18 protein-coding genes are annotated in these 21,277 nt (G+C 55.9%); 6 read left to right on the top strand and 12 right to left on the bottom strand.

Going from position 1 to position 21,277, the window contains the following annotated elements; all coding sequences use genetic code 11:
- Window positions 1–286: 286 nt before the first annotated feature.
- Window positions 287–1,693: a heavy metal sensor histidine kinase gene (locus AACG97_RS00410; RefSeq protein ID WP_011953087.1), complete on the bottom strand. Its 1,407-nt coding sequence runs from the start codon at window positions 1,691–1,693 to the stop codon at window positions 287–289.
- Window positions 1,693–2,370 carry a heavy metal response regulator transcription factor gene (locus AACG97_RS00405; RefSeq protein WP_011953086.1) on the bottom strand — a complete coding sequence of 226 codons (678 nt, stop codon included), beginning with the start codon at window positions 2,368–2,370 and terminating at the stop codon, window positions 1,693–1,695. The genes AACG97_RS00410 and AACG97_RS00405 overlap by 1 nt, the downstream gene beginning before the upstream one ends.
- A 166-nt stretch (window positions 2,371–2,536) precedes the next feature.
- Between AACG97_RS00405 and AACG97_RS00400 the strand changes: the two genes are divergently transcribed.
- From AACG97_RS00400 to AACG97_RS00375, 6 genes are all read left to right on the top strand, one after another.
- Window positions 2,537–2,743, top strand: a complete 207-nt coding sequence (locus tag AACG97_RS00400; RefSeq protein ID WP_011953085.1) for a co-regulatory protein PtrA N-terminal domain-containing protein — start codon at window positions 2,537–2,539, stop codon at window positions 2,741–2,743.
- A gap of 182 nt (window positions 2,744–2,925) precedes the next feature.
- Window positions 2,926–4,788 (top strand): copper resistance system multicopper oxidase, encoded by a 1,863-nt coding sequence (locus AACG97_RS00395; protein ID WP_031314465.1) that lies wholly within the window; start codon window positions 2,926–2,928, stop codon window positions 4,786–4,788.
- 14 nt (window positions 4,789–4,802) lie between these two features.
- A complete protein-coding gene (locus tag AACG97_RS00390; protein WP_012269845.1) occupies window positions 4,803–5,126 on the top strand; it encodes a hypothetical protein in 324 nt (107 codons plus the stop codon).
- The gene (locus AACG97_RS00385) at window positions 5,116–6,231 is read left to right on the top strand and encodes a copper resistance protein B (RefSeq protein ID WP_011953082.1); all 1,116 of its coding nucleotides are present in this window, start codon (window positions 5,116–5,118) and stop codon (window positions 6,229–6,231) included. The genes AACG97_RS00390 and AACG97_RS00385 overlap by 11 nt, the downstream gene beginning before the upstream one ends.
- A 9-nt stretch (window positions 6,232–6,240) precedes the next feature.
- Window positions 6,241–7,020 carry a c-type cytochrome gene (locus AACG97_RS00380; protein ID WP_011953081.1) on the top strand — a complete coding sequence of 260 codons (780 nt, stop codon included), beginning with the start codon at window positions 6,241–6,243 and terminating at the stop codon, window positions 7,018–7,020.
- Complete coding sequence (locus AACG97_RS00375) at window positions 7,010–7,465, top strand: DUF411 domain-containing protein (protein ID WP_011953080.1); 456 nt, start codon at window positions 7,010–7,012, stop codon at window positions 7,463–7,465. Before AACG97_RS00380 ends, AACG97_RS00375 begins: the two co-directional genes overlap by 11 nt.
- A 97-nt stretch (window positions 7,466–7,562) precedes the next feature.
- Here AACG97_RS00375 and AACG97_RS00370 read toward each other — a convergent pair whose 3' ends face one another.
- From AACG97_RS00370 to dnaA, 10 genes are all read right to left on the bottom strand, one after another.
- Window positions 7,563–7,895: a DUF2790 domain-containing protein gene (locus tag AACG97_RS00370; RefSeq protein ID WP_011953079.1), complete on the bottom strand. Its 333-nt coding sequence runs from the start codon at window positions 7,893–7,895 to the stop codon at window positions 7,563–7,565.
- 371 nt (window positions 7,896–8,266) lie between these two features.
- Window positions 8,267–8,626, bottom strand: coding sequence for a histone-like nucleoid-structuring protein, MvaT/MvaU family (locus AACG97_RS00365; RefSeq protein ID WP_010951431.1), 360 nt, complete (start codon window positions 8,624–8,626; stop codon window positions 8,267–8,269).
- A gap of 56 nt (window positions 8,627–8,682) precedes the next feature.
- Window positions 8,683–10,599: a TniQ family protein gene (locus tag AACG97_RS00360; protein WP_010951430.1), complete on the bottom strand. Its 1,917-nt coding sequence runs from the start codon at window positions 10,597–10,599 to the stop codon at window positions 8,683–8,685.
- A 75-nt stretch (window positions 10,600–10,674) separates the two neighbouring features.
- A complete protein-coding gene (locus tag AACG97_RS00355; RefSeq protein WP_010951429.1) occupies window positions 10,675–11,634 on the bottom strand; it encodes a TniB family NTP-binding protein in 960 nt (319 codons plus the stop codon).
- Window positions 11,631–13,589, bottom strand: coding sequence for a DDE-type integrase/transposase/recombinase (locus AACG97_RS00350; protein ID WP_011953078.1), 1,959 nt, complete (start codon window positions 13,587–13,589; stop codon window positions 11,631–11,633). Before AACG97_RS00350 ends, AACG97_RS00355 begins: the two co-directional genes overlap by 4 nt.
- The gene (locus AACG97_RS00345) at window positions 13,570–14,208 is read right to left on the bottom strand and encodes a TnsA endonuclease N-terminal domain-containing protein (protein ID WP_011953077.1); all 639 of its coding nucleotides are present in this window, start codon (window positions 14,206–14,208) and stop codon (window positions 13,570–13,572) included. Before AACG97_RS00345 ends, AACG97_RS00350 begins: the two co-directional genes overlap by 20 nt.
- Before the next feature lie 836 nt (window positions 14,209–15,044).
- Window positions 15,045–17,465, bottom strand: a complete 2,421-nt coding sequence (gene gyrB, locus AACG97_RS00340) for a DNA topoisomerase (ATP-hydrolyzing) subunit B (protein WP_338463255.1) — start codon at window positions 17,463–17,465, stop codon at window positions 15,045–15,047.
- A 4-nt stretch (window positions 17,466–17,469) separates the two neighbouring features.
- The gene (gene recF, locus AACG97_RS00335) at window positions 17,470–18,573 is read right to left on the bottom strand and encodes a DNA replication/repair protein RecF (protein ID WP_054914199.1); all 1,104 of its coding nucleotides are present in this window, start codon (window positions 18,571–18,573) and stop codon (window positions 17,470–17,472) included.
- A gap of 15 nt (window positions 18,574–18,588) precedes the next feature.
- Window positions 18,589–19,692, bottom strand: a complete 1,104-nt coding sequence (gene dnaN / locus AACG97_RS00330) for a DNA polymerase III subunit beta (protein WP_029886848.1) — start codon at window positions 19,690–19,692, stop codon at window positions 18,589–18,591.
- Window positions 19,693–19,732: 40 nt separating this feature from the next.
- Window positions 19,733–21,277, bottom strand: a 1,545-nt coding sequence (dnaA, locus tag AACG97_RS00325) for a chromosomal replication initiator protein DnaA (protein ID WP_445261810.1), incomplete at its 5' end; no start/stop codon positions are given.

Below are 21,277 nucleotides of genomic sequence, written 5' to 3'. Positions count from 1 at the left end.
GGTTAATTATTTCGACCTGAACTGTGCTCGCGGTTCTACACTCCTGGCCCACTTTGCAGGCTTTGGAGTGGTCGGCAGCTGATCCTGGATCAGTATCCTGGCAACAATCGTGATCCATCCCCGCCATCATCTCCATCCCCATGGTTTGCATGGGGCATGGTTCAATGGCTGAGTCGACTCCCGCCATGCCGTTGAGAGGAAGCGATGCGATTAGAAGCAGGATGGTGAACAGTCGTAGGAGCCGGTTCATGATGGCCGAGTATAGGTTACACGCATGAAATGAGCATTAAGCCGTTTGAGGCTTGGAAGTGGATTGTTTGGCGTGCGGCAGAGCGATGTGAAAACTCGTCACGCCGTCAGCGGAGGTACACCAAATTCGCCCACCATGAGCCTCGATGATCGAACGCGTTATGGCCAGACCCAAGCCGGCGTTGCTTGGGCTTCCTTCCCGCCTTGCAGGGTCAGCGCGATAGAACCGGTCGAAGATTTTGTTGATATGTTCCGGATCAATCGTGGCCCCATTGTTCTGGACGGACAGGTTCACTTGATCAGCCGCCTCGACAATCCGGACGGCGATATCGTGGCCTTCGGGGGTATAGCGCAAAGCGTTGGATAGAATGTTGGAAACCGCCCGGTCAATCATTAGCCGGTCACCACGGATCGTACCTTCGCCTTGAAGGGCAAGCCGAATGCTTCGGTCTTCGGCTGCAAGCTGGTAGTACTCAATCAGTCTGGACACTAGCCCGACCAGATCGATATCAACCTGCTCGGGGATGATCAAGCCGTTATCAGCTTTTGCCAGGAACAGCATGTCATCGATCATGCGCGACATGCGCTTGAGGTCTTCAAGATTGGAGTAGAGGTTGTCTTCGTAGGCATCGAGGTCGCGTTTTTTGGTCAGAACGACTTCGGTATGCGTCAGAAGATTACTTACCGGAGTCCGCAGCTCATGTGCGATGTCGGCTGAGAAGTTTGATAGCCGGACGAACGCGTCTTCCAGGCGTGCAAGCATTCCGTTGAAGGAGAGGATCAGCTCCTGCAATTCAAGCGGCACGGGCTCCAATGGAATTCGCTCGCGAAGGGACCGGGCAGACATGGATGTCGCCACCTTGGTGATCTGCCCAACCGGCCGAAGACCGCTCTTGGCCACGATCCACCCCAATCCTGCACTAACCAGAGCGCTGATGACCAAGCCAATGCCGAACCACCATTGCAGCGTCTTGAAAAAGTGGGCATGGCTGGTGACATCCAGCATCAACATGACTGTTACCGGCGCCTGCGCCTGCGCTATAGCCAGTTGAGAGGTAATCCCCCGGAAGTTCCGCGAGTCGATTTGCCAGTCCCAAACGGCGCCAGAAGAGGCCTGCTTAAAGCGCTCAGGGATGCGGGATGCCTTGGAGTCCGAGAACAGGACAGTACCGTCAGCATCAAGAATCTCCGCAGAAAGGTCCTGATGAGCCCCCAACAAAGCACGCAGTTGAGGCTCCTGATCCTCAAGTTCATCACGTGCTGCTGAAAGTGAAAGGATGTGCCGGGTGGATTCGAGTTTCTCGGCCAGGGCTTGCTCATCCAGCATCTGGAAATGGTGCTGACTGAGCATGTAGAAGCTCACGCCGGCAACGACCAATACGGCGATGACCGCGAACATGAACATGAGGGTAAGGCGTTTAACGAGCGACGATTGGGCGCGCATTACTCGGGAACATCCATCAGATAGCCCATGCCACGAACTGTATGTATGAGCTTGGGGGCGAAATCGTCATCAATCTTGGCCCGCAACCTACGAACAGCAACCTCGATCACGTTAGTGTCGCTGTCGAAGTTCATATCCCACACCTGCGATGCGATCAGGGACTTCGGCAGTACCTCGCCGCGTCGGCGCATGAGTAGTTCCAGTAAGGAGAACTCCTTGGCTGTGAGGTCGATCCGCTTGCCATTTCGGGTGGCCCGGCGCTTAAGCAGGTCTACCTCCAGGTCAGCCATCTTCATAGTGGTCTGAGCATAGCCACTGCTGCCTCTTCGCAGCAAAGTGCGCACACGCGCTAGCAGTTCCGAGAATGCAAAGGGTTTGACCAGGTAATCGTCAGCCCCGAGTTCTAACCCTTTCACGCGATCGTCCACGCCATCACGGGCCGTCAAAAACAAGACTGGGACCTCTTTCCCTGCCGCACGTACCATCCGCAGCACCTCCCAGCCGTCTAGCCCCGGCATCATTACATCAAGAATCAGCAGGTCATACGCCTCGCTCAAAGCGTATTGCAGCGCGTCGGTCCCTGTGACCACACGATCGACGGTAAAGCCTGCCTCCGTCAGCCCTTGCTGCAGGTAGGCCCCGATTTTTGGCTCATCTTCGGCTACGAGTAATTTCATCTGCTGCGCCCCCTTGGATGCCCTTCAGTGTGCAGCAAAAAAGGCACCCAACCAGAAGCTGACGGAAAAGTAATGTCGGGCTCAGCTTGCTGACAGTGCCGGGTAGCTAGCTTGAGCACTGTGAACGGCGCCAATCAGGCGAAACTGACCCTTAGAGGAAACGCAAATGAACATGATCAAAGCGATTGTGATGGTAGTCACCTTCGGCATGGCGAGCCTCGCCCTGGCTGAAGGCGGCGCGGATCGCACCTTCGCCAGGATGGAAGCTGCACGTGCATCTTCCATGCAGGCTTACCAGGTTGCTCAGGAGAAAAAAGCAGAGGCTCCTGTTACCGCCCAAAGCCAAAAGCACCCCGGCCACGAGAGCTGCTGAGCTTAGCTTACAGAAATGTAATCACCCCGGAATCTGAACTATGTCAGCTTTCGGGGTATTGCCTCCCGCAATCCTTGTGCTTTGGCGAAAGTCTACGAGGCTTGGGGGAGCTCAATTGAAACCAGATGGCTGCGGATCCCGCAGTCTGGATATCAGCGATCTACCTGATTGGACGCAACGGCATGCAAAGCAAAACCACGAGACGTTCATTCGTCAAAGGCCTGGCTGCTACCGGACTACTGGGTGGGCTGGGCATGTGGCGCGCGCCGGTCTGGGCCGTAACCAGCCCTGGCCAGCCTAACGTACTGACCGGCACCGATTTTGACCTGTACATCGGGGAGCTCCCGGTGAACATTACCGGGGCAGCTCGAACGGCGATGGCCATCAACGGTTCGCTGCCAGGACCAATACTCCGTTGGCGCGAAGGCGACACGGTCACGCTACGGGTTCGCAACCGCTTGAAGCAGGACACGTCCATCCACTGGCACGGCATCATCCTGCCGGCGAATATGGACGGCGTGCCGGGTCTAAGCTTCCATGGCATCGCTCCCGACGGCATGTACGAGTACAAGTTCAAGGTCCACCAGAACGGCACCTACTGGTACCACAGCCATTCGGGCTTCCAGGAGCAGGTCGGTGTTTACGGTGCGCTGGTGATTGATGCCAAGGATCCAGAGCCTTTCACCTACGATCGTGACTATGTCGTCATGCTGAGTGATTGGACCGACGAAGACCCGGCGCGGGTTATGTCCAAGCTCAAAAAACAGTCGGACTATTACAACTTCCACAAGCGCACCGTTGGCGACTTCGTCGACGACGTGAGCGAGAAAGGTTGGTCTGCTGCTGTGGCCGATCGAAAGATGTGGGCCGAGATGAAGATGAGCCCAACCGATCTCGCTGACGTGAGCGGGCACACCTACACCTACCTCATGAACGGCCAGGCGCCAAATGGGAACTGGACGGGAATCTTCAAGCCAGGGGAGAAAATCCGGCTTCGCTTTATCAATGGCTCGGCGATGACCTATTTCGACGTGCGGATCCCCGGCTTGAAAATGACGGTTGTCGCAGCCGACGGTCAGTACGTTAAGCCAGTGTCGATCGATGAATTCCGGATTGCCGTTGCTGAAACCTACGATGTCATTGTCGAGCCTGAAAACGAGCAGGCTTACACCATCTTTGCTCAATCCATGGATCGCACCGGCTATTCAAGGGGTACCTTGGCTGTCCGTGAGGGCCTGCAGGCACCGGTGCCGGCTGTAGATCCAAGGCCTCTCATCTCCATGAGTGATATGGGGATGGACCACGGCAGCATGGGTGGCATGGATCACGGCAGCATGGCCGGTATGGACCATAGCAAGATGGCTGGCATGGACCACGGCAGCATGGCCGGTATGGACCATAGCAAGATGGCTGGCATGGACCACGGCAGCATGGCCGGTATGGACCATAGCAAGATGGCTGGCATGGACCACGGCAACATGACCGGTATGGACCAAAGCAATATGGCCGCCAGCGGTGCCATGCAGAACCATCCCGCCTCCGAAACAAACAACCCTCTGGTCGATATGCAGACCATGACCCCTACGCCAAAGCTGAGCGATCCGGGGATCGGGCTTCGCGATAACGGGCGTCGGGTTCTCACGTATTCGGATTTGCGTAGCACCTTCATCGACCCTGACGGCCGGGAACCTGGCCGGACAATCGAACTGCACCTTACCGGGCATATGGAAAAGTTCGCTTGGTCCTTCGATGGGATCAAGTTTTCTGACGCAGAGCCGCTGCGGCTCAAGTACGGCGAGCGCCTGCGTATTACCTTGGTCAACGACACCATGATGACTCACCCCATCCATCTGCACGGCATGTGGAGTGACCTGGAGGATGAGGACGGCAATTTCATGGTGCGAAAACACACGATCGATATGCCGCCTGGCTCGAAACGAAGCTATCGCGTAACCGCAGATGCACTCGGGCGCTGGGCCTATCACTGTCACCTCATGTACCACATGGAGATGGGCATGTTCCGAGAAGTCCGCGTGGACGAATGAACTGGAGATACGAGATGAGCAAACCAATGAAACGAAGCGCCTTTTTCCTCTCTGCCGCGATGGTTGGCCTGCTCGCGGTGTACGCCCCGTCTTCCTGGTCCAGTGACAACCATGATCAGCACTCTCAAAAGTCGTCCAACGCGGCGCAATCGAACGGCTCGAAGAGCAAGCAAGCCCAGGGCATGAACCATGAAGGCATGGATCACGGCTCCATGAAAGGCATGGATCATGGCTCTATGGAGGGCATGGATCATGGTTCCATGGAAGGAATGGATCACAGCAAAATGATGGAATCGCATGGCAGCGACAAAGCTAAGGCAGGGAAAAATGGCCAATAGCGTTGCACGACCATCGCTGCTGGCATTCGCCGTTTCTTTAGGTGTGCTGGGCGTTTCGCCCAGCTTCGCCGCTGAAATGGATCATTCCGGAATGGACCACTCGGCAATGGGCCACGGTGCCATGCAGATGGACCACGCCTCATCACAGGCTGCGATGCCGGGCATGGACCACAGCCAGATGGGCGCGAGCAAGCAACCCACGCAACCTGCACCCGTTGATCACAGCAAAATGGGCCATGGCCAGCCCAAAGCGAAACCCGCCTCGATGGACCACAGCAAGATGGACCATGGAAGCATGAAAGGCATGGATCACGGGTCCATGGAAGGCATGGATCATGGCGCGATGGGTCATTCCACGATGGGAAACGGGAACGCTGATTCGCCGACCCCGACCAGCCGTACGCCAATCCCGGTGCTGACTGATGCCGACCGGCAGGCTGCCTTCCCCCCGCTTGACGGGCACAAAATGGATGACAGCGGGTTCAACAGCTTTTTCTTGCTAGACCAACTGGAATACCAAGATGCCGATGAAGGTAGCACGCTTGCTTGGGATGCATCCGGCTGGGTGGGCGGCGATATCAATAGGCTCTGGATTCGCTCGGAAGGTGAACGAACCAATGGTGTGACTGAAGATGCTGAGCTGCAGCTCCTCTATGGCCGCTCGGTAAGCCCGTGGTGGGATGTTGTCGCCGGCGTCCGGCAGGATTTCAAACCGGAGGATCCGCAGACCTGGGCTGCGTTCGGTATTCAGGGCCTGGCCCTGTATGACTTCGAAGCTGAAGCCACCGCCTTTATCGGCGAGAACGGTCAAACCGCTGCCCGTCTGGAGGGCGAGTACGACATCTTGCTAACCAATCGTTTAATTCTTCAGCCAACCGCTGAGGCCAACTTTTATGGCAAGAACGACCCGGAACGCGGCGTCGGCTCTGGCCTGGCAAACACCGAAGTCGGGCTGCGGTTACGGTACGAGATTGTTCGCCAGTTCGCGCCATACATAGGTGTCACCTGGAGCCGTTCCTACGGCAAAACCGCCGATTTCATTCGGGATGAAGGCGGGGACGTGGACGAAGCTCGTTTTGTGGCCGGTATTCGGATGTGGTTTTGAGAACTCAACATGAAAAAAACAATTACAACGCTGGTGGCGGCAGGTGCTGTTACTAGCGCAGCAGTGCTAGGTGCTGCTTACTTCGGTCTCGTGAACGTTGGTGCGGACGACCCACACTTCCCCGCTGTGCATGCGTTTTTGGCCATGGCGCGGGATCGCTCGATTGAAGTCCGAGCAAGCGACATTGAGGTGCCAAACCTTAAAGATCCTGCTCTCATCCAAGCAGGGGCAGGCAACTACAACGCCATGTGTATCGGTTGCCACCTCGCGCCAGGGGTGGAGAAAACTGAACTCAGCCAAGCCCTATACCCATCCCCACCAAACCTCACCGAGATAGGTGTAAGCGGTGACCCTGCTGCTGCGTTTTGGACCATCAAGCACGGTATCAAAGCGACAGGCATGCCAGCCTGGGGTAAGAGCATGGACGACCAGTACATCTGGGGAATCGTCGCGTTCCTGGACCAGCTACCGCAACTCAATGCTGAGCAGTACCAGATGATGGTCGCTTCCAGTGGTGGTCACCAACATGGCGGTGGCGAAAGCGATATGCATAACCATGAAGGCCAACACGGTGGTGCGAAATCAGGTCATGGAAATCATGATGATTCCGCAGCAAACGGCGTGGCTGAGGAAAGTCATGATCATGGCAGTTCGCATTCGGAGTCTTCATCAGTAGCGGAGCACCACGGTGAACACGAGTCCGGCGAGGCGCACTCGGACCACCACACAGGTTCTACTCCCAAAACCCATGTGCACAAAGACGGGAAGGAGCACACTCATGACAAGTAAGCGCCGCTTCCTCGGTTTAAGTACCGCAGCGTCACTTCTAATCGCCTCAGCCGCCTTTGCTGCGGAGCCCCTGACTATCGATGTGCACCGGGACGCTAATTGCGGTTGCTGTAAGAAATGGATAGCGCACTTGGAGGCAAACGGCTTCAAGGTCGTCGACCACGTTGAAACGGACATGAGGGCGGTGAAGCAAGAGCTAGGAGTAGCTCCGAGGCTGGCTTCGTGTCACACCGCGGTTATCGATGGCAAGTTTGTGGAAGGTCACGTCCCCGCAGCCCAGGTGCAGGAGCTCATAAAGCGCAACGACCTGGCAGGCGTCGCGGTACCTGGCATGCCCGCTGGCTCACCAGGTATGGAGGTTGATGGCATGAAACACGCCTATCAAGTCATCGGCCTCACCAAGAGTGGGGACGATCAAGTAGTTGCCAGTTATCCTGACACGTAATGCAAGATGCCCCGGGGGAAGGGCTTCTGCCGGCCAGCCGACCAGCTGCAGCGCTGGTCGTGGTCAGCTTACTCCAAGACTTACCCTGTCCCTTCGGTCAGTTTTGACCTCTACAGTTAATTCCAGCAGAGCGATATTCGAGGATTTTCAACTCACCTGTTGAGTCCTCGTAATTCATCTGTGTCGGCATCACGTCGCAGCTACCTTTGAGCGAAGTCATACTGATAACTCTCGCCACATCCAGTTTCATTCCGTAGCGATAATGGATCACTTCAGGTGGTTTTTTTCCATTGGCAGCGGCGTAGGCACGCATTGCTTGCTCATTTGCCTGAATCATCTTTCCGTGTAAGCGATCAGATCCTCCTTCAGCTAAAGCGGATGAGGAGGCGATTACGAGCATGAGGGCGGCAATGCTTTTAGCGGTGTTCATTTCTGTTACTCCATGAAGACATGAGTGAAGCTTACCGACTGGGAGCTGTCATCCACGTGATCCAGGAATTACATGTTTGTAAGCAGGCTATCGATAATGATGGCTCTGAATACACGTGAAAGCCGCGTCGTTTCAGGCTGCGACAGTTTTAATTCTCTAGCGAATCAGTCTGAACCGGCGTTTTGGGTGATTGCGACAGTTTTGCGTTTCCTCTCCAAATGGCTGCAGGCCGCGAAAGACGGGACCCTCTAGCGACAGTTTTAATTCTCTAAATCCACCACCCGCAGAAAATTTCGTCACGCCCCAGAATGGGAATTTGCATTCGGGGCGCACCACGATTCATCTCGTGCCAGAAGCCGCCTGCAGTGCAATCAATTGGCGAGCCAAGACTCGACTACCTCAGCGCCATACTCGTTTTTCCAAGCCTTAAGCGTACGCTGATTACCACCCTTGGTCTCAACAACCTCTCCGCTGTGTGGATTCTTGTAGACCTTCACTTCGCGTGGTTTCCGAGAGGTTTTTGGGGCCATATCAGTGGAAGCCACCGCTTGCGGATCGAGGATCAGCACCACTTGGCGCAGGCCGTAGCCATACTCGTTGAGCAAACTGCGCAGCTTCGTTTCAAATTCCATTTCCTGCTTCAGGGCAGAGTCATTTTTCAGCGCTTCCAGCTCCGCCAGTTGGGCTGCGAGCTGTTGTTCGAGCAGGCGGAATTCAGCGAGACGGGACATAAGATTCTCCAAAATGGGTTCGATGATTTTAGCAATCAAGAAAGAAAGCGTGCTAACTATCTTGATCCCACATGCCTGAATCGGCAATCACGAGGCTGAGCGATCGGTGTGGATAAAAACGTGATGGCTTCAGGATCGTCGATCTGGGCGGCTTCACTTGCGAGGTAATCGATCAGCTTTTTGCTTCTTACCCAAACGTACTGCCGGCAAGCCGCGTTTGGAATGGATGGCCCCGCAACGGGGCGAAACCTGGCCTCCCAAAGGTGCTTGAACGCCTCCCTGGTCGACTTCCCCAAATACACCGCAATCTCCGGTCCCAAGATATAGCCACGCCTGAATCTGTCGATGGCTTGAGGCTTAACCATCAATTGCGTACGCCGGCCTCGTTCGACAGCAGTGCTCCATAGCAGACCCAGTCGAACGAACGCGTATGCGCATTGTTCTTTGACGCCTAACAGCGCAGCAGCCTTGACTACCGACAGGCCGGGAAAGACCGGACTCTTGTTCTCAGCTCGGGCTTGTTGCCACGCTGCAAAATCTTGCGGCTTGAGTAACCACGCCCCTACCGCAACCGAGCCATTCTCAGCTGGGCCGTAAGCGCGAAGTTCACCTGCACGTATTGCCTGAACCAACTCGACCAACCCACCCCCCTTGGGCAGAGAATGCTTGGCCAAGTAGTTGATCGACACCAGGCTCTGGTCAGAGCTGGTAGGCAGCTTCTCATCAATCAATTCGTTGATCGAGCGGCAGTCAATCAGCCACCTTTCGCCTGGGCGCGGTTCTCCACCAAAGAACTGGAGGGTACCACCAGCTAGCAGCTGCCTAACCCGATTGCGACAGAGGCTTAGCAAAGTCGAGGTTTCTTTCATATCAGCCACGCCCTGGAGATGCTGCGAGATTGCCTTCAAATGATCCAGGTCCACGACCGTAAAGACTCGATCTTCATGGACCTTCTCCCGATAGGCGATTTGTCCCTCCTGATGAAGGCGTTTTATGACTGATACCCCGAGACCACAAGCTTCAGCAGCAGAATCGAACGACACCCAACGATGTCTCTCAATCGTCTCCTCACTCAAATTGCGATTTCGCTTCGCTAACGGTGCTTCCCACGCATGCTGCAGAAATGATTCGAACTCTCGACGAAGAAAGTCAAAACAAGAGTCATCCAGATCACGGTGGATGTCGTGGTATATCGGGCCGAACGATCTGCTGAGCGTCCAATGTTCGTTATCGGAATGGACTGCCTTGAGGCCACTCAGCAGTTCTCTGAATGCGAGAGGCCAGTTCATGAGAACCACGCCCGCCGCGTTTGCCATAAGCCGCGATATCTCTAGCGAACCCGAATCAGCAACCTTCAGCGGCTGGGTTCTTTCCGTAGGCAAACTTCTGACAGCGAGACGCGATGACAACTCGTGAAACTGTTCGTAGGTGAGGGCCGCCAATCCCGCGTCAGCTGGCAACGAGTCGGCGTAAAACCTATCTTCAAAGCCAGAGGTGAGCCAGGCGGCCGTATCACTCGCCGGCGCGATCTCAAAATTGGTCCCACTCAATGAGGTGCCACACGCTTGGCAACTATTCGCACTCATTGCGCTTGGATCGGTTTCCTTCAGACAGTTGGGGCACCGCCCGTGGAGTTCAGTGCCGTGGACAGAACACGTCGTAACCAGGGTCAAGCCCCAGCTTTCTCTCCAATAACCGGCTTCGCCCAAACAGATCGGACAGTAACGAGCGTGATGAGTCGTCCATAACTTGACCCCCTTGGGCCTTGGATCACGAAACTCAGCAGATACCGCAGGCCAGCTCAGTGGTCCTTCCATCATCTGCAGCCAGTCCGCAACATCGGTCTCGTCGGCTCGTGCAAAGGCGGTGAGCAGTTCCTTTCTGGGTAATCCGTTGGCTTTCGCCAGGCGCTGCAGGTACCCCAAAAGACTTTCGTCTTGGTGTGGTCGTGGGTTGATTAAAAGACCAAACATTCCTACACATCCATGAAATCGAAGACATAAAAATCAGGGGAGTAGAGCCGGGCCGATAAGCCCGGCCCTTGGCCGTCAGGTACTGCTCTCTTCGAACGTCTCAAACGGCTCCCGCTTCCCGAACAGAGGCTGGAAATTGAAGCTCGCACTGAAGGGGTTTCGATCCTCGGTGGCGTAGCTCCAAACCTCGTCTTCAAAAGCCTGGGCCAGCACAGGAAGTTCAATCCCGACAAGGTCCTGGACTTGAACCAGCCAAACAGCCCTGTCCACAATCTTGATGAGGTAGTCGATCAATCCATAGGAAGCCAGGTAGAAGCGTTTAATCATCGCTGGCTCTACAAAGCTGATGGTTTGAACAGGCAGTTCGCCCTCGATTGCCTGCAACAACATCACGAAATGAAGAGACGTATTAGCGGAGAAGGTGAAGCGATCGTATGCCACCGTGGCCGAAAACCTGCGTCGCAGTTGCTCGTTTGCTAGCAGGAGATTTTCGGTGCGCTTCAGCCCAATCAGAACAAACGCGATACTGGTTTCATTCATCAGACTCTTGATCCAGTCTGCTGCCTCATACGCACCATTACGACGATAATCGACCAGGTGCTGCGCCTCATCGAGGACCAACATCTCCACGCCAAGGTTCTTCAGCAGCAGGACTACTCGCGCAAATTTAACCTCTGCCGAATGTCCTCGTGCCTCTGCGAAGGGATCCTTCAGCTCTGCCAAAATGGCTGCTGCCAGGTTCTTTTTGGTTGGAGACGAAGGCATCTCGACGAACAGAACTGTCCGCTTCTGTGGGTCATGGCTCTCCAATTCCTCCAATGACCGAATGTACTCCTTGACCAATGTGCTCTTGCCCACTCCGCTTGGACCTTGGATCAGCAACCCTTTACTTGCTCTGGTACGCCGACTATCGCCGTGGATATCGCCTAGTCGCGTCAACGCTCGCTCGACTTGAGGGCTGTGAATAAAACGATCGCGGAGCGTAAAGCTGTATTCACCATGCTCGTAGCATTCGTACAGATTGATGGCGTTCATGGCTTAGAACTCCCAGCAGGGCGACGAACCGAGACCTTGAAGGCTGCTGGCGGAATGTTAGGAATAGAGTCACCGGTCCATTCCACTTCAGCGAGTACCTTGGGTGGAGGCGTGCTTTCGGTCACTCGACCCTCCTTGTCGATTTTCGCTATGGCAGCTGCGCGTCGTTTTCTGAGCGTCTGCGAACGGCGGGCCTCGTCTGCATCTTCCATAATTTCCTGGTAGCACCTGTGCGTAGCCTCGAAGCTAGGCTGCTCATTATATTTTTCTCGCAGCGCTTTCTCGGCAGCCTTCCACACCTCCCTGCTCTTACCGGCCATTCGCTCATCTTTGGCGGGCACTTTGAAGAACAAGTTTCTGAAGCGGTCGTGAACCCAAACGTGCCCGGCTTCGTCTCGATAGCGGACGTTTACCTTTTCTCCGTCTGCCAAACGCATACGGAGCTCAGCAAGTTCCGTAGAGTGGTAGCCCACTTTGGCAACCTCGATGCCGTAATGGTGAACCTTCACCGAGGCCCGCTTGGCCAGAATGCACTCCAACGAGTCCAGGTCGACGGGAAGGCTGATGACATGGTTCGCCTCGCTAGTCCCCCAGACTTGAGCCGGTGTTCTGTTGTCCAGCCCCCGATGAGGAGTCTGGTGGTAACCATCGACGATCCATTTCACTACCACCGCCTCCAATTGAGGGAGCGTGAAACATGCATTCTTCTCCGAGTCGTAATCGCCACGCTGCTGGATATTCGAGAAGGTGGTACCCGGGAGGTTGTGGATAAGCCCCAGGTTCTGTGTGCTGAAAAAGCGTTCGACGGCACCTTTCCTTTGAGGGGCCCTTGAAGCGGGATACATGATCTCGATACCCAACTCGTTGAATCCCATGATGAGATCGCCCGCGTGAAATTCCGCTGCGTTGTCTGGGACTATTCGAGCCGGCAGCCCACGTGCCCACCATTCATTTCTCACTTTCGGAAAGCGCTTCAGCAATTCGGCTTTTGGACGGATTGAGCGTTCGATCACACGAAGCACGGTTTCCGTATTTGGCGCCGACAGGTGGAGCAAATATCCCATCACCATTCGAGAGAAGCGGTCGAGGACGATCGTCAGATAGGGGCGCCCAATGCACAGCCCCGAGGTTTCATCCACAAGCTGGACGTCCAACAAGGTGTGATCAATTTCCCAACGTTCCAAAATCTCATGGACACGTAGGACACCCGCCGCAACACGGTGCTTCTTGTCTGCTGCGTGTTTTCCGAGCCTCTCCTTATCCACAAGGTACGGATCCAGCTTGGCGATGTACCTTCGGACAGTCATTCCGCTTGGGATCTTGAGCTGATCCGAAGGCAAACGACTTTTGTTCCTCTCTTTTATCTGATCCTCGAATTCTGAAACGACCACGCTGACCGCTGGAATCGTATCCTGCAGGTAGGTTTTATTAATCACCCCTTCAAGAATAACTTCGAGCTCTCCCTGTATCGCGGCAGCCCGACCCTTTTTGGCATGCTGAGGGATAAGCTTTACTACGTTCTGGCCAATGTATTTGGCTGCCCAACGTCGAATAGTGGAAACCGAGGGTGCGCACGCATCCCCAATCTTTTTGGCGATATCTCTAAGCTTCTTGATCATGTCTTCGTCACCCGGTAGCTTGTATTTACCGCGCTTAGTTAGGTCGTCCAGATACTTGCGTCGACGCAATGCCTCATCTCCATGTTTTTTGGGGAAGCATGAAATATCTGGAGGGACGTTCCGCACATACGGAACCCTCCCAAGGTATGGCTGATCAGCGGAGATCTCGATCTCGCGCTTCTCGTAGGCCTCATAGAACTCCTTCTCGGATAGCTTCGTGGGCTCACCAAGCTCATCGAAAAAGAGCAGCTTCCGGTCAATAAGCCTCTTCTCAAGCACCATCAGTACGCCACGAACGATGACGACCAATTTCACCCTAAGGGAAAAGGTTTGCATGACGGTGCCCCCCTTGCAGGAAGACCGGGGAGTCAGTGTCAATTGACCTATCAAGGTCAATGCCCACCACCCCAAGGCCTAACAAGCGCCAGGCTTTCCCCTCACCAACCACGTAGAGCAGATCTGCAACGGTCATAGGCGGCCATTCGTTGAAGGTCGCCATTACCTCCTCCAACGCCTGATGCGAAAGCTCTGGACCGCGCCGGTGATACATCAGCCTTCTAAGATTGGTAGCCAGGGGTTCAGCTTCAATTAACTTTTCAGTGATCACCGAAAAGTTACGGGCAGTGGCGTTGAAGTAGCGCTCAGCGGCATCCAGTCGCTGCCTGACGCTGGCAATCTTCAGTCGGTCGTGAGGCTTCACTTCAAACCACCACTCGCGCCCATCCGCGAGGAAAACCTGTACGTCTGGGTAATATTTGAAGTAGCCCTGGAGCGATGGAACACGTTCCTCACTGGGCTGCGGGACGTAGCCGATGACCGCAGGAGACAGCTCAAGAAGCCGAAAAAGAGCGCCTTCGAGCTGGGACTCCCAGGGCACAGGCTTTTTATTTTTGAGCGATGGGAAGTAGCCGCGGTAATGGTTGGACCGCCGCGTGACCACCTTTCGTACTGTCATGAAACACCTCCGAAAATCTCGAAACGAGCGCCGACGCTGCGCCAAAAAATCAAGGCGCAGGGCGGGCGAAGTGAGGCCTTTCGACAGGCAACACTGTGCCGTCGAGTAACCTCGCTAAGGTCGAAAAAATGGGAGAGGATTGACAGTCGCTTCGAAAAAGCAGACATTGCGGGTTCTGAGGACGCAAGTCTGCTTCGCTAAGCGCGGTCAGTCCTCTCGGGATTGATCGCGTTTTTCTACATTTTCAGGTCTCCTTTTCTCTCATTGGTCATGACTCTCATGACTGATCAGAATCTAAAGCAATCGGCTTGCTCTCTTTATTTCTAAACGGCCACTTCGTGATCGCTGGAGCAATTTGGATCAGGTCTGAAGCTCTCGCTTCAAACAGCTGATTTGGCTGAAAATCTTCAGTGCAAAGCGGAAAAGTTGGTCATAGATCTTATTCCAACATCCCTTCGAAATCTACAAAAAATCCAAAATGGCAACTTCCACCAAATTCCATTTCCATACTAAATTGTTCAAATTAATACTTAACACGTACGCTTAATTAACTATTAAGGTGTTCAAATATTAGTTTTAAAGTCCTCTCAATCTCTCTGCTGCTCAGATCCGCCCGCCGACCCTCTCAGCACTTCCAGCGCCCCATCAAATCACTTCCTCAAATCCCCCCATCTGCATCATTTTCCAATGAGCGGAGTAGGGCGCCCCGGCAGGAATTCCAGGCAAAAAAAAGCCCGCGAAGGCGGGCTTGATGGTGACCGACAGGGGCCATGGTTGAAGCCCGGCCGGTCATCTATTTGTGAAAGCGTGCAGCTTTTCTGTGAACCTACACCCGATCAGAAGTCCAGGTTAGAAACCGACAGGGCATTGCTCTCGATGAAGTCACGGCGTGGTTCGACCGCATCACCCATCAGGGTGTTGAAGATCTGGTCGGCAGCGATTGCATCTTCGATGGTGACCTTGAGCATACGGCGCACGGTTGGGTCCATGGTGGTTTCCCACAGCTGCTCAGGGTTCATCTCACCCAGCCCTTTGTATCGCTGGATAGTATGCCGCTTGGTGCTTTCGTTCATCAGCCAGTCCAGCGCTTCCTTGAACTCGCTGACCGCCTTGCGGCGCTCGCCGCGCTGCACATAAGCACCTTCGCCCAGCAGGGTAGAAAGGTTGGCCCCCAGCTTCACCACCGTACGGTAGTCGTTGCTGCCAAAGAAGTCGCGGTTGAACGTGACGTAGCTGGCCAGGCCGTGGGAGGTCACTTCCACTTCCGGCAGCCACACATTGCGCTCTTTGTCTTCGCGCAGGCTGGCCTGATAAGCAAGACCGGACTTCTGGCTGTTGCTCAGGCGCGCCTGGAACTTCACCAGCCAGGCTTGCATCGCAGCGTGATCGCCCAGTTGCTCGACGGTCACTTCCGGCAGGTAGATGAAATGCTCGGTGATGTCTTCTGGGTACAGGCGCGACAGACGCTTGAGCGTTTTCATCACGCCGCGGAATTCGTTGACCAGGTTTTCCAGTTGTACACCGGCAACCGCTGGCGCCGACTCGTCCAGGTGCAGGCTGGCATCTTCCAGGGCCGACTGGGTCATGTACTCTTCCATGGCCTCGTCGTCTTTGATGTACTGCTCCTGCTTACCTCGCTTGACCTTGTACAGCGGCGGCTGAGCAATGTAGATGTAGCCGCGCTCGACAAGCTCCGGCAACTGGCGGAAGAAGAAGGTCAGCAACAAGGTACGGATGTGCGAACCGTCAACGTCAGCATCGGTCATGATGATGATGTTGTGATAACGCAATTTATCGATGTTGTACTCTTCGCGGCCAATGCCACACCCCAGCGCCGTGATCAGCGTCGCCACTTCCTGGGACGAGAGCATCTTGTCGAAGCGCGCCTTCTCGACGTTGAGGATCTTACCCTTCAGCGGCAGGATCGCCTGGGTACGGCGGTTACGGCCCTGTTTGGCGGAGCCACCTGCGGAGTCACCCTCCACCAAGTACAGCTCAGAAAGGGCAGGGTCCTTTTCCTGGCAGTCCGCCAATTTGCCCGGCAAGCCAGCAATGTCCAACGCGCCCTTGCGACGGGTCATCTCACGGGCTTTACGGGCCGCTTCCCGAGCACGCGCAGCGTCGATCATCTTGCCAACGACGGCCTTGGCCTCGTTGGGGTTCTCCAGCAGGAAGTCGGCAAAGTACTTGTTCATTTCCTGCTCAACGGCGGTTTTCACCTCCGAGGAAACCAACTTGTCTTTGGTCTGTGAGCTGAACTTAGGGTCCGGGACCTTGACCGAAATGATCGCGGTCAGGCCTTCACGGGCATCGTCGCCAGTGGTGGCTACCTTGTTCTTCTTCGCCAGACCTTCCTGCTCGATGTAGTTGTTAAGGCTACGGGTCAGCGAGGAACGGAAGCCCACCAGGTGGGTACCACCATCACGCTGCGGAATGTTGTTGGTGAAGCACAGCAGGTTTTCGTTGAAGCTGTCGTTCCATTGCAGGGCAACTTCAACACCTACGCCATCCTCGCGCTGCACATTGAAGTGGAACACCTGGTTGTTGACCGGTGTCTTGTTGGTGTTCAGGTACTCAACAAACGCTCGCAGGCCACCTTCGTATTTGAAGAACTCTTCCTTACCACTGCGCTCATCCTTCAGCAGAATGCCGACGCCCGAGTTGAGGAACGACAGTTCGCGAATCCGCTTGGCCAGGATGTCCCAGCTGAAATGGATGTTCTTGAAGGTTTCAGCCGAAGGCTTGAAATGGATATGGGTGCCCGTGGTTTCGCTGTCACCCACAACCGCCATCGGCGCTTGTGGAACACCGTGAACGTAGGTCTGTTCCCAGATTTTGCCGCTGCGGCGAACGGTCAATACCAGCTTCTCGGAGAGGGCGTTTACGACCGAAACCCCAACACCGTGCAAACCGCCGGAGACCTTGTAGGAGTTATCGTCAAACTTACCGCCGGCGTGCAGGACGGTCATGATGACCTCAGCGGCGGAAACACCTTCTTCTTTATGCACATCGACCGGAATGCCGCGACCGTTGTCGCGGACACTGATGGATTCGTCCGGGTGAATAATGACAGTGATGTCATCGCAGTGACCGGCGAGGGCTTCGTCGATCGAGTTGTCGACCACTTCGAAGACCATGTGGTGCAGGCCGCTACCATCATCGGTGTCGCCAATGTACATGCCGGGACGCTTGCGTACGGCATCCAAACCTTTCAGCACCTTGATGCTGGAGGAGTCGTACGTTTGATTTTCGCTCATGCCTTCACTCCCGATGGTCGTGGGTCTGGGTGATACGGCCTTGTTCCACGTGGAACAAAGCAACTGGCGTTTCCGTCTGCCAGCCTTCCCTCAGTAATTCGTGATCTACACAGGTGATGAACACCTGGCAGCGTAATTCTTCAAGCAAGCGGCACAGAGCGCGGCGGTGCTGGTCGTCGAGTTCGGACGGCAAGTCATCCACGAGATAAATACAGTGACCGCGGCGAGCCTGGCTGACGAGGTGGCCTTGGGCAATGCGCAGTGCGCACACCACCAGCTTTTGCTGACCACGCGACAAAATGTCGGCTGCATTATTGGCAGCCAGACGAAGACGCAGATCAGCGCGCTGCGGACCGGCTTGGGTATGGCCCATTTGCTGATCGCGAAGGAGAGAGGAGGCGAGTACTTCTTGCAGTTCCCGGTCCTTGTCCCAGCCTCGATAGTAGCTCAGGGTCAACCCGTCCAGTTCGACCAGTTCGCTCAGGGTTCGCTCGAAGACGGGCTTCAAGGCCTTGATATAGTTGCGACGGTATTCATCTATTTCCGCACTGGCCAGGCACAGTTCCCGGTCCCAGGCGGCTTGCGAAGCTGGGTCAAGTGTACCATGCCGCAACCATGAGTTCCGCTGCCGCAGCGCCTTCTGCAGCCGTTGCCAAGCGGGTAGGAAGCGAGGTTCCACGTGGAACACTCCCCAATCCAGGAACTGGCGACGAATTTTTGGTGCGCCCTCTAGCAGCCGAAAGCTGTCCGGGTTGATGAGCTGCAACGGCAGCAGCTCTGCCAACTGCGCAGCACTACGGGCGTTCTGCCCATCGATGCGAATGGTAAAGTCCCCCTGGCGCTCGCGGGACACACCGAGGTTACTGGTGCCGCCCTCCGTCAATTGCACCTCACCAAACACGGTACAGGCAGCCTGTTCGTACTGTATGACCGGGTTCAAGCGGGTGCTGCGGAATGAGCGCGCTAATCCAAGCAAGTGCACGGCTTCCAGCACACTGGTCTTGCCACTGCCGTTGGCGCCGTAAAGGATATTGATGCGGGGGGAGGGTGAGAGCGTCACCGGGTGCAGGTTGCGCACCGCGGTGACCATGATACGTCGAAGGGACATGTCGCCTGCTACAGGTTACAGGCGCATCGGCATGACAACGTAGGAAGAATCATCATTCCCGGCTTCCTGCAGCAGCGCACTGCTGTTGGAGTCAGACAGGATCAGACGAACTTGCTCAGTGGTCATCACGCCCAGCACATCCAGCAGGTAGCTGACGTTGAAGCCGATTTCCAGCGAGCTACCATCGTAGTCCACACTGATTTCTTCTTCCGCCTCTTCCTGCTCGGGGTTATTGGCCTGAATCTTCAATTGGCCAGCAGCCAGCTGCAGGCGAATACCGCGGTACTTCTCGTTGGAAAGAATCGCGGTACGGCTGAATGCCTCACGCAACGCCTGACGATCGCCAACCACCACCTTGTCGCCGCCTTTGGGCAATACGCGCTCATAGTCGGGGAACTTGCCGTCTACCAGCTTGGAGGTAAAGGTGAACTCGCCAGTGGTCGCGCGAATGTGGTGCTGGCCGAGCACGATGCTGACCATGCCTTCTGGGTCGGTCAGCAAGCGCGCCAACTCCAGGATACCTTTGCGGGGCACGATGACCTGGTGACGGTCGTCTTGCTCGATGGGCGCCGTCATGGAGCACAGGGCCAAGCGGTGACCGTCGGTAGACACTGCACGCAGGGTGTTGCGGGAAACCTCAAGCAGCATGCCGTTGAGGTAGTAGCGCACATCCTGCTGAGCCATGGCGAAGCTGGTGCGCTCGATCAAACGGCGCAGCTTGCTCTGCTCCAGGTTGCAGGTCAGCGAACCCGGGCCTTCTTCCACTGTGGGGAAGTCGTTGGCAGGCAGGGTGGACAAGGTGAAACGGCTACGGCCGGCCTTGAGCAACAGTTTCTGCTCGTCAACCTTGATATCGATCAGGGCGTCATTGGGCAGGCTTTTGCAGATGTCCATCAGCTTGCGCGCCGGGACAGTGATCTCGCCAGGCTCAGCCGGCTCTTCCAGTTGCACGCGGCCTACCAGTTCGACTTCCAGGTCGGTACCGGTCAACGACAGTTGCTGGCCTTGCACGACCAGCAACACGTTGGACAGGACCGGCAAGGTCTGACGGCGCTCGACGACACCGGCGACCAGTTGCAGGGGTTTCAACAGGGCTTCGCGTTGAATGGTGAAATGCATGGTCTAGTCCCTTGCCTTCAATTAGCTGCGCACACGGCCATCAGGTCGTCAGCGTTCGCAGCAGGTTCTTGTAGTCCTCGCGGATATCCGCGTCGGATTCCTTCAATTCGTTGATCTTGCGGCAGGCGTGCAGCACGGTCGTATGGTCGCGCCCGCCAAACATGTCGCCGATTTCCGGCAAGCTATGGTTGGTCAGCTCTTTGGACAGCGCCATGGCCACCTGGCGAGGGCGCGCCACGGAACGCGAGCGTCGCTTGGACAGCAAATCGGAGATCTTGATCTTGTAGTATTCGGCGACGGTACGCTGAATGTTATCCACACTGACCAGCTTGTCCTGCAGGGCCAGAAGGTCCTTCAGCGATTCGCGGATCAGCTCGATGGTGATATCGCGCCCCATGAAATGCGAGTGAGCGATCACCCGCTTCAGCGCACCTTCCAGTTCGCGAACGTTGGAACGGATACGCTGGGCGATGAAGAACGCTGCATCATGCGGCAGTTCGACCTTGGCCTGGTCAGCCTTCTTCATGAGGATGGCTACACGCGTCTCCAGCTCTGGCGGCTCTACGGCAACCGTGAGGCCCCAGCCAAAGCGTGACTTCAAGCGCTCTTCCAGGCCTTCGATCTCTTTGGGGTAGCGGTCGGAGGTCAGGATCACCTGCTGGCCACCCTCAAGCAGCGCGTTGAAGGTGTGGAAGAATTCTTCCTGGGAGCGCTCCTTGCGGGCAAAGAACTGGATATCGTCAATCAGCAGCGCATCTACCGAACGGTAGAAACGCTTGAATTCGTTGATGGCATTGAGCTGCAGCGCCTTGACCATGTCTGCGACGAAGCGCTCCGAATGCAGGTACACAACCTTGGCGTTCGGGTTCTTCTTCAGCAGGTGGTTACCCACAGCATGCATAAGGTGGGTTTTACCCAGACCCACACCGCCATAAAGGAACAACGGGTTGTAGCCATGCTTGGGGTTGTCTGCGACCTGCCAGGCCGCTGCGCGCGCCAGCTGGTTCGACTTACCCTCGACAAAGGTATCGAAGGTGAAGGTTCGGTTCAGATAGCTGGTGTGCTTGAGCGCACCTTCAACCTGTACGGTGCGCTGTTCGGCCCTGCCACCGGTGGCTGGCGCAGCGGCCGGCTCAGCCATGGCATCGAAGCTGTCGCGCGAAGACGGCTCGGCCATTTCATCCATCGGCACAGATTCGGTAACCGTTACTGCTGCAGGTTCGAGTGTGGCCGCAGCAGGCGCAGCCTTGAGGGTCTGGCTTTTGGCCTGGGTCTGCGCCTGTGAAGCGGCGACCGCAGCACTGACCGGCGCGTTGGGCGCGGCGCGCGGGGCCGAGCTGCGGCGGCTGCCTATTAATAAGGAAAGGGCAGGTGCTATGCCGCTGCCGTTCTCGCCCAACAATTCGAGCAAGCGGCCCAGGTACTTTTCATTGACCCAATCGAGAACGAAACGGTTAGGCGCATAGACGCGCAACTCGTCGCCTTCGGCTTCGACCTGTAGCGGACGGATCCAGGTGTTGAATTGCTGGGCAGGCAGTTCATCGCGCAGAAGCTCCACGCACTGCTGCCAAAGTTCCACTGACAC

The sequence above is a fragment of the Pseudomonas sp. Nvir genome (genome assembly GCF_963778085.1).
Taxonomy (GTDB): domain Bacteria; phylum Pseudomonadota; class Gammaproteobacteria; order Pseudomonadales; family Pseudomonadaceae; genus Aquipseudomonas; species Aquipseudomonas juntendi.
This window is presented reverse-complemented; position numbering and strand designations above follow the sequence as displayed.

What these genes read in the sequence shown, in the direction of transcription:
- AACG97_RS00410 (WP_011953087.1), bottom strand. Translation starts at nt 1,693, where the DNA reads ATGCGCGCCCAATCGTCGCTCGTTAAACGCCTTACCCTCATGTTCATG.
- AACG97_RS00405 (WP_011953086.1), bottom strand. Translation starts at nt 2,370, where the DNA reads ATGAAATTACTCGTAGCCGAAGATGAGCCAAAAATCGGGGCCTACCTG.
- AACG97_RS00400 (WP_011953085.1), top strand. Translation starts at nt 2,537, where the DNA reads ATGAACATGATCAAAGCGATTGTGATGGTAGTCACCTTCGGCATGGCG.
- AACG97_RS00395 (WP_031314465.1), top strand. Translation starts at nt 2,926, where the DNA reads ATGCAAAGCAAAACCACGAGACGTTCATTCGTCAAAGGCCTGGCTGCT.
- AACG97_RS00390 (WP_012269845.1), top strand. Translation starts at nt 4,803, where the DNA reads ATGAGCAAACCAATGAAACGAAGCGCCTTTTTCCTCTCTGCCGCGATG.
- AACG97_RS00385 (WP_011953082.1), top strand. Translation starts at nt 5,116, where the DNA reads ATGGCCAATAGCGTTGCACGACCATCGCTGCTGGCATTCGCCGTTTCT.
- AACG97_RS00380 (WP_011953081.1), top strand. Translation starts at nt 6,241, where the DNA reads ATGAAAAAAACAATTACAACGCTGGTGGCGGCAGGTGCTGTTACTAGC.
- AACG97_RS00375 (WP_011953080.1), top strand. Translation starts at nt 7,010, where the DNA reads ATGACAAGTAAGCGCCGCTTCCTCGGTTTAAGTACCGCAGCGTCACTT.
- AACG97_RS00370 (WP_011953079.1), bottom strand. Translation starts at nt 7,895, where the DNA reads ATGAACACCGCTAAAAGCATTGCCGCCCTCATGCTCGTAATCGCCTCC.
- AACG97_RS00365 (WP_010951431.1), bottom strand. Translation starts at nt 8,626, where the DNA reads ATGTCCCGTCTCGCTGAATTCCGCCTGCTCGAACAACAGCTCGCAGCC.
- AACG97_RS00360 (WP_010951430.1), bottom strand. Translation starts at nt 10,599, where the DNA reads ATGTTTGGTCTTTTAATCAACCCACGACCACACCAAGACGAAAGTCTT.
- AACG97_RS00355 (WP_010951429.1), bottom strand. Translation starts at nt 11,634, where the DNA reads ATGAACGCCATCAATCTGTACGAATGCTACGAGCATGGTGAATACAGC.
- AACG97_RS00350 (WP_011953078.1), bottom strand. Translation starts at nt 13,589, where the DNA reads ATGCAAACCTTTTCCCTTAGGGTGAAATTGGTCGTCATCGTTCGTGGC.
- AACG97_RS00345 (WP_011953077.1), bottom strand. Translation starts at nt 14,208, where the DNA reads ATGACAGTACGAAAGGTGGTCACGCGGCGGTCCAACCATTACCGCGGC.
- gyrB (WP_338463255.1), bottom strand. Translation starts at nt 17,465, where the DNA reads ATGAGCGAAAATCAAACGTACGACTCCTCCAGCATCAAGGTGCTGAAA.
- recF (WP_054914199.1), bottom strand. Translation starts at nt 18,573, where the DNA reads ATGTCCCTTCGACGTATCATGGTCACCGCGGTGCGCAACCTGCACCCG.
- dnaN (WP_029886848.1), bottom strand. Translation starts at nt 19,692, where the DNA reads ATGCATTTCACCATTCAACGCGAAGCCCTGTTGAAACCCCTGCAACTG.